The following is a 13,095-nucleotide window of genomic DNA, read 5'->3' as shown; positions in this document are numbered from 1 at the left end:
TGCGCCAGTTTCATCGTCCGAGGGCATCAAGTCGCACAATGAAAGCTGAGACACTTAGCGAAGAAGACGCAAAGCCGCACGCTTTTTCCATCACCTGAATCCCAAGATTTTCATGAGTAATCAGACCCGTGTCCGCAAAGCCGTGTTTCCCGTTGCCGGGCTCGGCACGCGCTTTCTGCCCGCCACCAAGGCCTCTCCCAAGGAGATGCTGCCCGTGGTGGACAAGCCGCTGATCCAGTACGCCGTGGAAGAGGCCTACGAGGCCGGCATCCGCGACATGATCTTCGTCACCGGCCGCAGCAAGCGCGCCATCGAGGACCATTTCGACACCGCCTACGAGCTGGAAAACGAACTGGAGAACGCCGGCAAGCAGGCCATGCTGGAGCTGGTGCGCAGCATCAGCCCCGCCGACATGAACTGCCTGTTCGTGCGCCAGCCGCGCTCCCTGGGCCTGGGCCATGCCGTGCTGTGCGCCGAGCCGCTGGTGGGCAACGAGCCCTTTGCCGTGCTGCTGGCCGACGACCTGATGGTGGGCGAGCCTGGCGGCCCCGGCGTGATGGCGCAGATGACATCGGCCTTCCACAAGCAGGGCCGCTCCCTGCTGGCCGTGCAGGAAGTGCCGCTGGAGCAGACCAAGCGCTACGGCATCGTGGCTGGCGAGCCGGCCGGCGGTTCGCTGATGCGCATCGAGAAGATCGTGGAAAAGCCCGCGCCCGAGAAGGCCCCCTCGCGCATGGGCGTGGCCGGCCGCTATGTGCTGACACCGGCCATCTTCGAGGAGATCCGCAACCAGCCCAAGGGCGTGGGCGGCGAGATCCAGCTGACCGACGCCATCGAACGCCTGATGGCCCATGAAGCCGTCTACGCCTTCCAGTACCAGGGCAAGCGCTACGACTGCGGCAGCAAGGAAGGCTTTCTGCAGGCCACGGTGGAACTGGCGCTGCAGCATGAGGATGTGGGTGCGAGCTTCCGCGAATACCTGCAGGGCCTGAGCATCTGAGGCCGGGCCTCAGGGCCGCCCCTGCCCCATGCAAAAGGCCTGCGAAAGCAGGCCTTTTTCTTTGGAGCGAACCGCGGGCAGCCGCTCAGCGTCGGCGCAGGATATGGATGAACTCCGCACCCACGGTCTGCTGCTCCACCAGTTCATTGCCGGTCTGCTTGGCGAAGGCCTGGAAGTCGCGGAGCGATCCGGTATCCGTGGCCACCACCTTGAGCAGTTGGCCGCTGTCCAGTTCGGCCAGCGCCTTCTTGGCCTTGAGAATGGGCAGCGGGCAGTTGAGCCCGCGCGTGTCGATTTCCTTGTGAATTTCCATCGGATGCACCTCTTGAGCCTGGGATTCTAGGCGGCATCGCGGCTGAGGCCGGCAGCAGTGTCTTGATCGGCGCGACTCGCTTCAGCCTCCTGGGCCTGCTCGGCACGCTTCCAGAAGTCACGGATCACAGGATCATGCCCCCGGCTGCGCAGCCACTTGGCCAGCGCCATGCCGGTGCCCGAAGGCCAGGCCTGCACCTTCTCAGGCTCCAGCAGGCGGTACTCGAGCAGCTCGGGCGACAGCCGCACCTGGCCGCTGGCGCGCACATGGAAGGCGATGATCACCTGGTTCATGCGCAGGAACTCATGCACGCTGATCAGCTCCAGCGACTCGGCCTGCAGGCCGGTTTCCTCCGCCACCTCGCGTGCCACGCCCTCCTCGGGCGACTCGCCGGCTTCCATGAAGCCCGTGATCAGGCCGAAGACCTTCTCGGGCCAGGCCGCATTGCGCGCCAGCAGCACCTTGCCGTCCAGCTCCACGATGGCGGCCAGCACCGGCGTGGGATTGTTCCAGTGCGTCCAGCCGCACTCGGGGCAGCGCAGGCGCGATACATCGCCGCCGTCCTCGGCCTGGATCACCCACTGCAGGGGCGTTGCGCAGTGCGTGCAATAGCGGGTTTCATAGTGCATGGGGCTGTTCCTGGTTTTTTGCTGTCCTGGCTCTATGCAAACAGGAAGGCCCACCGGAAGGCGGGCCTGTCGCTGCGTCAGGCGGGGAAGACGCCCGTGGACAGATAGCGGTCGCCGCGGTCGCAGACCACGAAGACGATGGTGGCGTTGTTCTCGCGCTCGGCAATCTGCTGGGCCACCCAGCAGGCGCCCGCCGCAGAGATGCCGGCAAAGATGCCTTCCTCGCGCGCCAGGCGGCGCGCCATGTCCTCGGCATCGTCCTGGCCCACGAGCACGGTCTCGTCGATCAGCGAGGCGTCGTAGATCTTGGGCATGTATTCCTCGGGCCACTTGCGGATGCCGGGGATGCGCGAGCCCTCGGCCGGCTGGGCGCCCACGATGCGGATGGCCGGGTTCTTTTCCTTGAGGAACTTCGCCACGCCGGTGATCGTGCCCGTGGTGCCCATGGCGCTCACGAAATGCGTGATCTCGCCGCCGGTCTGCTCCCACAGCTCGGGACCCGTGGTCTCGTAGTGGATGCGCGGGTTGTCGGGGTTGCCGAACTGGTCGAGCACCACGCCCTTGCCCTGGGCCACCATCTGGTCGGCCAGGTCGCGCGCGTATTCCATGCCGCCACTCTTGGGCGTGAGGATCAGCTCGGCGCCATAGGCCTTCATCGTCTGGGCACGCTCGATGGACAGGTCCTCGGGCATGATCAGCACCATCCGGTAGCCCTTGATCGTGGCGGCCATGGCCAGCGCAATGCCGGTATTGCCCGAAGTCGCCTCGATCAGCGTGTCGCCGGGCTTGATGTCGCCGCGCTCTTCGGCGCGGCGGATCATCGACAGGGCCGGCCTGTCCTTGACCGAACCGGCCGGGTTGTTGCCTTCCAGCTTGCCCAGCACCACGTTGCCACGTTCCTGGCGAGACTGCGCACCGATGCGCTGCAATGCCACCAGGGGCGTGCGGCCGATGGCGTCTTCGATGGTCGGATAAATTTTCATAGCCTCACACTGTGCCATAATTCGCCCCTGCGCTAAGTAGCCCGGGTGGTGAAATTGGTAGACGCAGGGGACTCAAAATCCCCCGCCGCAAGGCGTGCCGGTTCGATTCCGGCCCCGGGCACCAGAGATTACGTAGCCGAAAAAGCAGTCCCCTGCTTTTTCGGCTATTTCTTTTCCGGCCGCTGTCTTCACAGCGTCCGCACAAACCTCAAGCCCCTTTGCATCCAGCCGTGTTCAGCGGCTGCACTGCATTTCAAGGCCTTCCAGCCTGCACCGATCCTGCGTCCTCATGCCTTGGGCGGGATGACGCCTGCGCGCTTTTCGCCGCACCGGGCCCAACCTGTGTACAACTTTGGCATCAACCGCCTCTCAAGGCCTGCCAGGCCTGGACCTTGGCCCATGCTGAAGCCTGCTTGAAGCAGCACCATCCCAGCCCGCAGGCAGGGCTGCAGCCCTGCGTCAAATTCAGCCCCTTCCCTCTGAAAACGGCCACTTGCACCACCGTCATGCAGCCCTTGCCCAGCGCGGGCACCAGCCCGGTGCGCCCACGGCTCGGGCCTGTGAAAGCCCATGAAAAAAGCCACCCTGAGGTGGCTTTCTTTCTCCACAGATCCATTGAACAACCCTGTGGATAATCAGTGAACAGCAAGTGAACGAGGCGTCCAAGTGCTTGCATTCACTGGCCGCAGGCTAAGCTGCCTGCAAATCAGGCAACCTCCAGATCCAAGGGAAAACCCTCGATTCGGAAGGCGCCTGACCCACCTCGCCTCAGGCATCCGTGCGGCGGATCTGCGCGCGCCCTGCCGCCGTGATGTGCCATTGATGGCTGCTGTCCACTTCGACCAGTCCACGCTCGCGCAGCCTCTTGGACAGATGCTCGCGCGCCGCGCTTTCCAGCGACACGGGCTCGCCCATCTCCAGCTTCTTGAGCACTTCGAGTTCATCCACCGTCGGCTCGTACACGGGTGCGTGATATGTGGTTTCGGCCATCGCTACTCCTTCGCTATTCAAAGTCTCATGCCCCAGGACTCTCGGGGGCACGGACCCAAACATAGCCTTGGCCCGGGAGCCGCGCAATCGGTGGCCGCACCTTTTTTCGAGTTGTGGGCGATGATTGCACGCTTTGCGGCGGCGTCCCACAGGCGCCAAGGCCAGGCCCCGGCCTGACAACGGGCGATCCACGCTCTTGCCGCACCTGCCCCATTGGCCGCTCCCTCACCCATCTGACCCAGGAATTCAGGTTTTCATGCTGTACGCCATCACCGCCTTGTTCGCCTTCCAGTTGCTGGGGGAGGCCATCGTCCAGCTCACGGGGCTGCCGCTTCCGGGCGCGCTCGTGGGCACGCTGCTGCTGCTGGGGGCGCTGCTGCTGCACGGCCGCCTGCCCGAGTCGCTGGAGAAGGCCGCCGGCGTGCTGCTGCAGAACATGATGCTGCTGTTCATTCCCGTCATTGCAGGCGTGATGCTGGAGTTCGACCGGCTGTCGCGCGAATGGCAGCCCTTCGTGATCGCCTGCGTGGCGGGTGCGGCCATCACCTTCCTGGCCACGGCCTTTACCTTCCGCTGGTGCCTGGAGCGCCAGCGCGCCCGCGAAGCGGCCGCCAGCCGGGGAGACAAGGCATGAGCGCGCTCACCACCCACTGGCAAAGCGCCTGGCAGTCGCTCTCCGGCAATGCCTCCACCGCCCATCTGCCCTGGCTGGTGCTGACCATGGCCGTCTACCTGGCGGCCATGGCGCTGTACCGCAGAAGCGGCAACCATCCGCTCCTGATTCCCGTTTTCACGGCCGTGGTCGTCATCGTGGGCGTGCTGCTGGCCACGGGCACCTCCTATGCCAGCTACCGCAGCGGCGTCTCGCTGCTGGGGCTGCTGATCGGCCCGGCCACCGTCGCGCTGGCAATTCCGCTGTACGCCCAGCGCGAGCGCATCCGCGCGCTGTGGCTGCCCATCAGCGTGGCCCTGGCCGTGGGCTGCGTGGTGGCGTTGCTGTCGGCACTGCTGATCGGCTGGAGCCTGGGTGCGACGGTGCAGACGCTGGTGGCGCTGGCGCCCAAGTCGGCCACCATTCCCATCGCCCTGCCCATGGCCGAGCGCTTTGGCGGGCCGGCCTCGCTGGCGGCCGTGGCCGTGGCCATCACCGGCATTGCGGGCACGATGATGGCGCCGCTGCTGATCCGCCTGGTGCGCAGCGATGACCCGGCCGTGCAGGGTTTTGCCCTGGGTCTTACGGCCCACGCCATCGGCACGGCACGCGCGCTGCAGGTGAATCCGACCATGGGCGCCTTCTCGGCCCTGGCCATGGGCCTGAACGGCGTGGCCACGGCCGTGGTCATGCCGCTGTGCCTGGCCGTGCTGCCCTGGTTTTGAGCGCGATTGCGGGTTTTCCCCAGAGACACCCCCACAAGCCTGTGGACAAGCGCCGCCAGCAGCAAGGATAAGTCAGTTAAGTGACTGTCATCGTTGAACAATCCAAAGCCTGCTTAATTTTCAGGCAGGCCGGTGCTCCCTGGCGCGCTGCTGCAGCCATGAAGAGAACACGCGCAGGGCGGGCGCGGGCTGCGCATCGGGCGCCAGGGCCGGCGTGACCAGGTAGTAGGCACGGTTGCCGCGCAGTGGCTGCGGGCAGGCAATGATGAGGTCGCCGCGCGCCAGTTCCTGCTCGATCAGCATGGGTGGCATCAGCGCCACGCCCAGGCCCTGGCTGGCCGCCACGGCCAGCATGGAGAACAGCTCCAGCCGCATGCCGTCCAGCGCGCGCGGCGCGGCCACGCCCATGGCATCGAACCACTGCTGCCAGCCGTAGGGCCGCGTGCTTTGCTGCAGCAGCGGCATCCGGGCCACGATGTCCGCCCCCACGGGCAGCCAGGCGCGGCCCGGCTCGCGTGCCTGGGCCGTGGCCAGCAGTTGCGGGCTGCACACGGGCACCACCTCTTCATCCATCAGCCACTGCGCCTGCACGCCGGGCCAGCGCGCCACCTGCTCAGGCGTGCCTGCATAGAGCGCGGCGTCGAACACGGTATCGGCGAAAAGGAAGGGCCGCGTCTGCACGTCGATGTGCACCGTGACCTCGGGATGCTCGCGCGCCAGCTGCGGCAGGCGCGGCAGCAGCCAGCGCGTGGCGAAGGTGGGCACGGCCGCCAGATTGAGCGGGCCGCCTTCGCCCTGGTGGGCCATGATGTCCAGCGTGTCGCGCTCCAGGCCGTGCAGCCAGCGCGAGACCTGCTGGGCGTACTGCGTGCCCGCCTCCGTCAGCAGCACGCCGTGGCGCGTGCGCCGGAACAGCTGCACGCCCAGGAACTCCTCCAGCGCAATGATCTGGCGCGATACCGCGCTTTGCGTGAGCGACAGCTCCTGCGCCGCACGCGTGTAGCTGATGTGGCGGGCGGCCGACTCGAAGCAGGCCAGGGCTTGGGTGGATGGCAGGGCTCTACGCATGTCTCATGAATTCAATGCACTTCAGAGCCTCATATCATAGGGAATAACCCGCAACAACCCATTCATACATGCGTTTTACGCATTCATAGATGAACAAACATCGTTTGCGCCACGCGCAGGCACGCTTCTAAGATGCGTCGCAACAACGCTCCATGGCCACAGCCTGCCCGGCTTCGGCATATGGCAGCGACCCGCCCTTGACCTCTTTGTTTTTTGGAGAAACCACGCCATGGCCCGCAACAGCTTCCAATGGGATGACCCCTTCCAGCTCGACCAGCAACTGAGCGAAGACGAGCGCATGATCCGCGACGCGGCCCATGCCTACTGCCAGGAGAAGCTGGCCCCCCGCGTGCTGGAAATGTTCCGCCACGAAAAGTCCGACGTGAGCATCTTCCGCGAGATGGGCGAGCTGGGCCTGCTGGGCCCCACCATTCCCACGCAGTACGGCGGCGCGGGCCTGAACTACGTCAGCTACGGCCTGGTGGCGCGCGAGATCGAGCGCGTGGACTCGGGCTACCGCTCCATGGCCAGCGTGCAAAGCTCGCTGGTGATGGTGCCCATCAATGAATTCGGCACCGAAGACCAGAAGAACAGGTACCTGCCCAAGCTGGCCAGCGGCGAGTTCATCGGCTGCTTCGGCCTGACCGAACCCGACCACGGCTCCGACCCCGGCAGCATGTCCAGCCGCGCCTACAAGGTGGACGGCGGCTACCGCCTCAAGGGCAACAAGATGTGGATCACCAACAGCCCCGTGGCCGACGTGTTCGTGGTCTGGGCCAAGGAAGTGACCGAGGACGGCCATGTGGGCGAGATCCGCGGCTTCATCCTGGACAAGGGCATGAAGGGCCTGTCGGCCCCGGCCATCCACGGCAAGGTGGGCCTGCGCGCCTCCATCACGGGTGAGATCGTGATGGACGATGTCTTCGTTCCCGAGGAAAACGCCTTCCCCGAGGTGCGCGGCCTCAAGGGTCCCTTCACCTGCCTGAACAGCGCACGCTTCGGTATTGCCTGGGGCGCCCTGGGCGCAGCCGAGTTCTGCTGGCACACGGCGCGCCAGTACACGCTGGACCGCAAGCAGTTCGGCCGCCCCCTGGCTGCCAACCAGCTGATCCAGAAGAAGCTGGCCGACATGCAGACCGAGATCACCCTGGGCCTGCAGGCCGCGCTGCGCGTGGGCCGCATGAAGGACGAGCACCAGAACGTGATCGAGATCACCTCGCTGATCAAGCGCAACAACTGCGGCAAGTCGCTGGACATCGCCCGCATGGCGCGCGACATGATGGGCGGCAACGGCATCAGCGACGAGTTCGGCGTGGCCCGCCACCTGGTCAACCTGGAAGTGGTCAACACCTACGAGGGCACGCACGACGTGCATGCGCTGATCCTGGGCCGTGCTCAGACCGGCATCGCAGCGTTTTCGAACTGAAGCTCCCCCTGAGCCGCTGCGCGGCTTCCCCCTCTCTACTTGCTCCGCAAGGGAGGGGGACGACGCCCTCGCCGCGAGGCGGCTCTTGCTCGGCGTCTCTCGCTTGGGCAGCGTCCGTCTCGCGCGCTATGGGGGATGGAAGCTCAAGCCCTCAGCTGAACTACCAGCGGCATCGGGCGCGCTCATATTTCTTTCCTCTCATGTCCTCCACATCCTCCGCGCCGGCCGCATTGGCCGGCATCAAGGTGCTTGATCTTTCCCGCGTGCTGGCCGGGCCCTGGTGCACGCAGACGCTGGCCGACCTGGGCGCCGATGTGATCAAGGTCGAGCGGCCTGTGGCCGGCGATGACACGCGCCACTGGGGGCCTCCGTTCCTGCCGCGCGACGATGGCCAGGCCACGCAGGAGGCCAGTTATTTCACGGCCTGCAACCGCAACAAGCGCTCGGTCACCATCGACATGTCCACCCCTGATGGGCAGCAACTGATTCGCCAGATGGCGGCCGGGGCCGATGTGCTGGTGGAGAACTTCAAGGTCGGTGGGCTGGCCCAGTACGGGCTGGACTACGAAAGCCTCAAGGCGCTCAACCCGCGCCTGATCTATTGCTCGGTCACGGGTTTCGGCCAGACCGGCCCGTATGCCGAGCGCGCGGGCTACGACCTCATGGTGCAGGCCATGTGCGGGCTGATGAGCATCACCGGCCATGCCGACGAGGCGCCCGGAGGCGGCCCGCTCAAGGTGGGCGTGGCCGTGATCGACGTCTTCACGGGCCTGTATGCCAGCAATGCCATCCTGGCTGCGCTGCATGCGCGCCAGGCCTCGGGCCGGGGCCAGCACATCGACATGGCCCTGCTCGACGTGGGCATGGCCGTGCTGGCCAACCAGGCCGCCGGCTTTCTGGCCACGGGCGAATCGCCGGGCCGCGCCGGCAACATCCACCCCAGCCTGGCGCCCTACCAGGACTTCGCCACGGCCAACGGCAACGTGCTGCTGGCCATTGGCAATGACGGGCAGTTCGCGCGCTTTTGCGCCGCCGTCGGCGAAGCCGGCTGGGCGCAGGACGAGCGCTTTGCCACCAACACCGCGCGCGTGCGCAACCGCCAGGCGCTGCTGGAGCGGATGGTGCCCCTCATGAAGACACGCGGCACGGCCGAATGGATTGCGCTGCTGGAAGACAAGGCCGTGCCCTGCGGCCCCATCAACACCATCGCCCAGGCCTTCGACGACCCGCAGGTGCGCGCACGCGGCATACGCGTCGAGCTGCCGCGCGAGGCCGGCGACGGCATCTCGCGCATCGCCGGCGTGGCCAGCCCCATGCGCCTGAGCGATACCCCGCCCGTGCTGCGCAGCGCACCGCCCTCCCTGGGCCAGCACACCGATGAGGTGCTGGGCGAGCTGGGCATTGCGCCCATGGCCATCCAGGCGCTGCGCTCGCGCGGCGTGGTCTGATCGCCAGCGCCGCGCAGCACCGCCTCCACATTTCTCAGCCCAAGCACCGCCATACGAATGTCCTAAAGAATCACGCCCTCCCACCCGTCGGTGCCTCACAACAAACGTCCACAACATCCATTCAAGGAGACAACACCATGACTCACACCTCCCGCATCGCGCTCGCCGGCATCCTCGGCGCCCTTGCGCTTTCGGGCGCAGCCCATGCCCAGGGCTACCCTACCAAGCCCATCAAGCTGCTCGTGCCCTTCGCGGCCGGCGGCACCACCGACCTGATCGCGCGCATCGTGGCCGAGCCGCTGGGCCGTGCCCTGGGCCAGCCCGTGGTGGTCGAGAACAAGGGCGGCGGCGGCGGCAGCATCGGCGCGGCCGAGACGGCGCGCTCCCAGCCCGATGGCTACAGCCTGGGCATCGCCACCGTGTCCACCACGGCCACCAACCCGGCGATCAACCCCAAGATCCCGTACAACGTGCTGACCGACTTCACGCCCATCGTGAACATCGCGGCCACGCCCAACATCATTGCGGCCAACCCCAAGTTCGCGGGCAAGAACTACCAGGAGTTTCTGGCCGAGGTGAAGAAGAACCCCGGCAAGTACTCCTACGCCTCGCCCGGCAACGGCAGCATCACCCATCTGATGATGGAGATGTTCAAGCTGTCCACTGGCACCGACATCACCCACGTGCCCTACCGTGGCAGCGGCCCCGCGCTGAACGATGCCGTGGCCGGCCAGGTTCCGCTGATCTTCGACAACCTGCCCTCCGCCCTGGGCTTCGTCAAGGAAAAGCGCCTGGTGCCCATCGTGGTGGCCGCGCCCCAGCGCCTGGCCGCCCTGCCCGATGTGCCCACCTTCAAGGAAGTGGGCCTGGCCCCCGTCAACCGCATGGCCTACTACGGCATCGTCGGCCCCAAGAACCTGCCGCGCGACATCGTGGACAAGGTCAACGCCGCCACGCGCAAGGTGCTGCAGGACCCGGCCATCAAGAAGCGCATCGAGGAAACCGGCTCGCTGATCGTGGCCGACACGCCTGAGCACTTCTTTGAAGAGATCAAGGCCGAGCTGGCGGTCTACAAGGACGTGGTGCAAAAGCAGAACCTGACGATGGATTGAGCCTGCGCGTCACCCACTGACCATCCCCGCCACGGCGGGGATTTTTTTCAGGCCTCGCCAGCGGCAGGCGACAGCAACGCCTCGCACACCTCGCACAGGCGCTCAGCCAGGCGCCGGCCCGGCGCCGACAACTGGGCGCGCACATGCAGTGCCACTTCCACATCAGGCACGGGGGCGAAGCCGGCCATGCCGTCGAGCAGGCGGTGGCCGGGCCCGACCAGCCGGCGCGGCAGCAGGCTGATGCCCAGGCCCTGCTCCACGGCGGCTTCCAGGCTGGCCAGGCTGGCGCTCACATAGGCCAGGCGCCAGCGCAGGCCGGCGGCATCCAGCGCATGCGTCATCTCGCTGCGGTACAGGCCGCCCTGCGGAAATACCACCAGGGGCAAGGGATCTATCCCGTGGCAGGGATGCCGAGCACTGTCTATCCAGGCCAGCGGTTCGGGCCAGCGCGCCATGCCGGGCGTGCTGCCGCTGCGCTGCTTGACGATGGCCAGGTCCAGCTCGCCGGCCTGCAGTTGCTGCCATATCGCCTGCGACAGCCCGCTGGTCAGCTCCAGGCGCAACTGCGGCTGGCTGCGCGCCAGCGCGCCCAAGGCGGGCATCAAGGCATGGCCGGCAAAGTCCTCCGGTACGCCGATGCGCAGCACGGCTTCGGTGGCGCCAGCCAACTGCTCCACGGCCTCGTCCATGAGGGCCAGGATGCGTTGCGCATAGGCCAGCAGGCGCTCTCCTTCCAGCGTGCATTCCACATGGCGCCCGCTGCGGTCCAGCAGCGTGCAGCCCATTTGCTCCTCCAGCCTGCGGATCTGCTGGCTGACCGTGGACTGGGTCAGGTGCACGCCCTGCGCCGCACGCGTGAAGCTGCCGGTTTCGGCCACGGCGCAGAAGCTGCGCAGCAGGGTGGGGTCTATGGAAGAGGGTTGCATGGGGCTTGGGCGAATTTCAGTGGCTTTGTCACTGCCCGGCATTTGATCATTTAATTTTCCAATTGATGCCCCCCGTCCTAGACTGCGGCCTCAGCTCCAGATTGCCCAGTCATCCCCATGCAAGAACAAGAACACATCCGCCTGCTGCGCCATGCCGTGCAGTTGGCGCACGACAACCGCCTGCGGGGCGGCCGGCCCTTCGGCGCCCTGCTCGCGCGCGAGGGGCAGATCCTGTCCACGGGCGTCAACGAGATCGTGCAAAGCCATGACCCCAGCGCCCATGCCGAAATGCAGGCGCTGCGCGCCGGCACGCGCGCCCAGGCCAACCCCAGCCTGGCTGGCTGCACCATCTACGCCAGCGGCCACCCCTGCCCCATGTGCCTGGCGGCGCTGGTGATGGCCGGGGCCGAGCAGGTCTTCTTCGCCTTCGACAACGCGGACGCCCAGCCTTACGGCCTGTCCAGCGAAGGCGCCTACCAGCGGCTGCGCATGCCGCTGCAGCCGCCACCGCTGCCCCTGGTTCGGCTGGACACGGGCATCACGGCGGCCCAGCTGTATGGCAACGCCCCCTGGGCCTGAAGCCATGTCGTCCATTGCGCCTGCACGCACGGAGGCGCCTGCCGCAGCGCACGCCATTCCAACGGCGCTGTGGCTGGCCACCGTGGTCCTGGTCACGCTGAACCTGCGCCCGTTTCTCACGGCCATCGGCCCGCTGGGCCCGCAGATACAGTCCGCCACGGGCATGGATCTGTCCACGCTGTCCTGGCTGACGCTGCTGCCCATGGCGTTGATGGGCGTGGGCGCCTGGCTGGCCCCGGCCGCGCTGCGGCGCCTGGGTCCGCGCCGCGCCGTGGTCGGGTCCTTGGCGGTGATTGCGCTGGGCTGCGCGCTGCGCGTGGCGGGCTCCAGTGCGGCAGCCCTGCTGGCCACGGCCGCGCTGTGCGGCGCTGGCGTGGCCCTGGTGCAAGGCGTGCTGCCGGGCCTGATCAAGCGCCAGTCGCCCGCACGCATGGCCCAGATGATGGGGCTGTACTCGGCCGCGCTCATGGGCGGCGGGGCGCTCGGTGCCCAGATCTCGCCGCTGGCCGTGCAATGGGGACTGGACTGGCGCTTTGCGCTGGCGCTCTGGACTGCGCCCGCCCTGCTGGCCCTGGTGTTGGCGCGGCATGCGCTGAGCACATTGCCGGGTCCGGCGCCCATGGCAGCCCATGCCTCGCAAGACACCGGCTGGCTGCGCCAGCGCCCGCGCACCTGGCTGCTGATGGCCTGCTTCGGCCTCATCAATGGCGGCTATGCGGCCATGGTGGCCTGGCTTGCGCCCTTCTACCAGACGCACGGCTGGAGCCCCGCGCAAAGCGGCGGCCTGGTCGCCCTGCTTTCGGTGGCCCAGGCCAGCGCCGCGCTGGGACTGCCCGTGCTGGCTTCGCGCCATGCCGACCGGCGGCCGTGGCTGGGGTTCACGCTGCTGTGCCAGATCATCGGCCTGGCCGCCCTGGCCTGGTGGCCTGATGCGGCGCCGCTGCTCAACATCGTCATCCTCGGCATCGGCCTGGGTGGCTGCTTCGCGCTGATGATGGTGGTGGCGCTCGACCATCTTCCCCACCCCACGCAGGCCGGTGCGCTCAACGCGCTGATGCAGGGCGGCGGCTTTCTGATTGCGGCGCTGGCGCCCTATGTGATCGCCCGGCTGCACCAGTTCACGGGCGGATTCAGCGCCGGCTGGCTGGCACAGCTGGGCGCCGTGCTCATGGTCTGCGTGCTGGTGTCACGCCTGGCACCGCAGCGCTACGCCCAGACCATGCGGGCACCCGGCGACTGACCCG

General features: G+C 67.1%; 14 protein-coding genes and 1 tRNA gene. 9 read left to right on the top strand and 6 right to left on the bottom strand.

Annotated features, from left to right (window positions below; all coding sequences use genetic code 11):
• The first annotated feature begins 112 nt into the window (after nucleotides 1–112).
• The gene (galU, locus tag BW39_RS21325) at nucleotides 113–1,000 is read left to right on the top strand and encodes a UTP--glucose-1-phosphate uridylyltransferase GalU (RefSeq protein WP_012204138.1); all 888 of its coding nucleotides are present in this window, start codon (nucleotides 113–115) and stop codon (nucleotides 998–1,000) included.
• Nucleotides 1,001–1,085: 85 nt separating this feature from the next.
• On the opposite strand, the gene BW39_RS21320 is transcribed toward galU, so the two are convergent.
• The 3 genes from BW39_RS21320 to cysM all read right to left on the bottom strand — a co-directional run bounded on the left by BW39_RS21320 (nucleotide 1,086) and on the right by cysM (nucleotide 2,925).
• Complete coding sequence (locus BW39_RS21320; protein WP_012204137.1) at nucleotides 1,086–1,313, bottom strand: sulfurtransferase TusA family protein; 228 nt, start codon at nucleotides 1,311–1,313, stop codon at nucleotides 1,086–1,088.
• Between the two features lie 26 nt (nucleotides 1,314–1,339).
• Nucleotides 1,340–1,942 carry an NUDIX hydrolase gene (locus BW39_RS21315; RefSeq protein ID WP_013803642.1) on the bottom strand — a complete coding sequence of 201 codons (603 nt, stop codon included), beginning with the start codon at nucleotides 1,940–1,942 and terminating at the stop codon, nucleotides 1,340–1,342.
• Between the two features lie 77 nt (nucleotides 1,943–2,019).
• On the bottom strand, nucleotides 2,020–2,925 hold the full coding sequence (gene cysM, locus BW39_RS21310) for a cysteine synthase CysM (protein WP_017407070.1): 906 nt from the start codon (nucleotides 2,923–2,925) through the stop codon (nucleotides 2,020–2,022).
• Nucleotides 2,926–2,964: 39 nt separating this feature from the next.
• On the opposite strand from cysM, the gene BW39_RS21305 reads away from it, so the two are divergent.
• Nucleotides 2,965–3,049: transfer RNA gene (locus BW39_RS21305), tRNA-Leu, on the top strand.
• Nucleotides 3,050–3,693: 644 nt separating this feature from the next.
• Here BW39_RS21305 and BW39_RS21300 read toward each other — a convergent pair.
• Entirely contained in the window at nucleotides 3,694–3,915 is a 222-nt protein-coding gene (locus BW39_RS21300; RefSeq protein ID WP_012204134.1) for a hypothetical protein, read from the bottom strand.
• A 256-nt stretch (nucleotides 3,916–4,171) separates the two neighbouring features.
• Between BW39_RS21300 and BW39_RS21295 the strand changes: the two genes are divergently transcribed.
• On the top strand, nucleotides 4,172–4,549 hold the full coding sequence (locus BW39_RS21295) for a CidA/LrgA family protein (protein ID WP_043824084.1): 378 nt from the start codon (nucleotides 4,172–4,174) through the stop codon (nucleotides 4,547–4,549).
• A complete protein-coding gene (locus BW39_RS21290; RefSeq protein ID WP_034391232.1) occupies nucleotides 4,546–5,292 on the top strand; it encodes an LrgB family protein in 747 nt (248 codons plus the stop codon). Before BW39_RS21295 ends, BW39_RS21290 begins: the two co-directional genes overlap by 4 nt.
• 120 nt (nucleotides 5,293–5,412) lie before the next feature.
• Here the strand turns inward: BW39_RS21290 and BW39_RS21285 are convergent, their stop codons facing one another.
• Nucleotides 5,413–6,360 (bottom strand): LysR substrate-binding domain-containing protein, encoded by a 948-nt coding sequence (locus BW39_RS21285; protein WP_012204131.1) that lies wholly within the window; start codon nucleotides 6,358–6,360, stop codon nucleotides 5,413–5,415.
• 229 nt (nucleotides 6,361–6,589) lie between these two features.
• Here BW39_RS21285 and BW39_RS21280 point away from each other — a divergent pair, with 229 nt between their 5' ends.
• The 3 genes from BW39_RS21280 (at nucleotide 6,590) to BW39_RS21270 (ending at nucleotide 10,346) form a co-directional block, all read left to right on the top strand.
• The gene (locus BW39_RS21280; protein WP_013803645.1) at nucleotides 6,590–7,786 is read left to right on the top strand and encodes an acyl-CoA dehydrogenase; all 1,197 of its coding nucleotides are present in this window, start codon (nucleotides 6,590–6,592) and stop codon (nucleotides 7,784–7,786) included.
• Between the two features lie 200 nt (nucleotides 7,787–7,986).
• Nucleotides 7,987–9,234, top strand: coding sequence for a CaiB/BaiF CoA transferase family protein (locus BW39_RS21275; RefSeq protein WP_013803646.1), 1,248 nt, complete (start codon nucleotides 7,987–7,989; stop codon nucleotides 9,232–9,234).
• 137 nt (nucleotides 9,235–9,371) lie between these two features.
• On the top strand, nucleotides 9,372–10,346 hold the full coding sequence (locus BW39_RS21270) for a tripartite tricarboxylate transporter substrate binding protein BugE (protein WP_012204128.1): 975 nt from the start codon (nucleotides 9,372–9,374) through the stop codon (nucleotides 10,344–10,346).
• Nucleotides 10,347–10,393: 47 nt separating this feature from the next.
• Here BW39_RS21270 and BW39_RS21265 read toward each other — a convergent pair whose 3' ends face one another.
• On the bottom strand, nucleotides 10,394–11,272 hold the full coding sequence (locus tag BW39_RS21265) for a LysR family transcriptional regulator (RefSeq protein WP_043824079.1): 879 nt from the start codon (nucleotides 11,270–11,272) through the stop codon (nucleotides 10,394–10,396).
• 117 nt (nucleotides 11,273–11,389) lie between these two features.
• On the opposite strand from BW39_RS21265, the gene BW39_RS21260 reads away from it, so the two are divergent.
• The gene (locus BW39_RS21260) at nucleotides 11,390–11,851 is read left to right on the top strand and encodes a nucleoside deaminase (protein WP_043824076.1); all 462 of its coding nucleotides are present in this window, start codon (nucleotides 11,390–11,392) and stop codon (nucleotides 11,849–11,851) included.
• A 4-nt stretch (nucleotides 11,852–11,855) separates the two neighbouring features.
• Nucleotides 11,856–13,091 (top strand): cyanate transporter, encoded by a 1,236-nt coding sequence (locus BW39_RS21255; protein WP_043824073.1) that lies wholly within the window; start codon nucleotides 11,856–11,858, stop codon nucleotides 13,089–13,091.
• Nucleotides 13,092–13,095: the final 4 nt, after the last annotated feature.

Source organism: Delftia sp. RIT313 (assembly GCF_000632165.1).
In the GTDB taxonomy this organism is placed as follows: domain Bacteria; phylum Pseudomonadota; class Gammaproteobacteria; order Burkholderiales; family Burkholderiaceae_C; genus Comamonas; species Comamonas acidovorans.
This window is presented reverse-complemented; position numbering and strand designations above follow the sequence as displayed.

Coding starts and splice junctions, on each gene's coding strand:
- galU (WP_012204138.1), top strand. CDS start 113: ATGAGTAATCAGACCCGTGTCCGCAAAGCCGTGTTTCCCGTTGCCGGG.
- BW39_RS21320 (WP_012204137.1), bottom strand. CDS start 1,313: ATGGAAATTCACAAGGAAATCGACACGCGCGGGCTCAACTGCCCGCTG.
- BW39_RS21315 (WP_013803642.1), bottom strand. CDS start 1,942: ATGCACTATGAAACCCGCTATTGCACGCACTGCGCAACGCCCCTGCAG.
- cysM (WP_017407070.1), bottom strand. CDS start 2,925: ATGAAAATTTATCCGACCATCGAAGACGCCATCGGCCGCACGCCCCTG.
- BW39_RS21300 (WP_012204134.1), bottom strand. CDS start 3,915: ATGGCCGAAACCACATATCACGCACCCGTGTACGAGCCGACGGTGGAT.
- BW39_RS21295 (WP_043824084.1), top strand. CDS start 4,172: ATGCTGTACGCCATCACCGCCTTGTTCGCCTTCCAGTTGCTGGGGGAG.
- BW39_RS21290 (WP_034391232.1), top strand. CDS start 4,546: ATGAGCGCGCTCACCACCCACTGGCAAAGCGCCTGGCAGTCGCTCTCC.
- BW39_RS21285 (WP_012204131.1), bottom strand. CDS start 6,360: ATGCGTAGAGCCCTGCCATCCACCCAAGCCCTGGCCTGCTTCGAGTCG.
- BW39_RS21280 (WP_013803645.1), top strand. CDS start 6,590: ATGGCCCGCAACAGCTTCCAATGGGATGACCCCTTCCAGCTCGACCAG.
- BW39_RS21275 (WP_013803646.1), top strand. CDS start 7,987: ATGTCCTCCACATCCTCCGCGCCGGCCGCATTGGCCGGCATCAAGGTG.
- BW39_RS21270 (WP_012204128.1), top strand. CDS start 9,372: ATGACTCACACCTCCCGCATCGCGCTCGCCGGCATCCTCGGCGCCCTT.
- BW39_RS21265 (WP_043824079.1), bottom strand. CDS start 11,272: ATGCAACCCTCTTCCATAGACCCCACCCTGCTGCGCAGCTTCTGCGCC.
- BW39_RS21260 (WP_043824076.1), top strand. CDS start 11,390: ATGCAAGAACAAGAACACATCCGCCTGCTGCGCCATGCCGTGCAGTTG.
- BW39_RS21255 (WP_043824073.1), top strand. CDS start 11,856: ATGTCGTCCATTGCGCCTGCACGCACGGAGGCGCCTGCCGCAGCGCAC.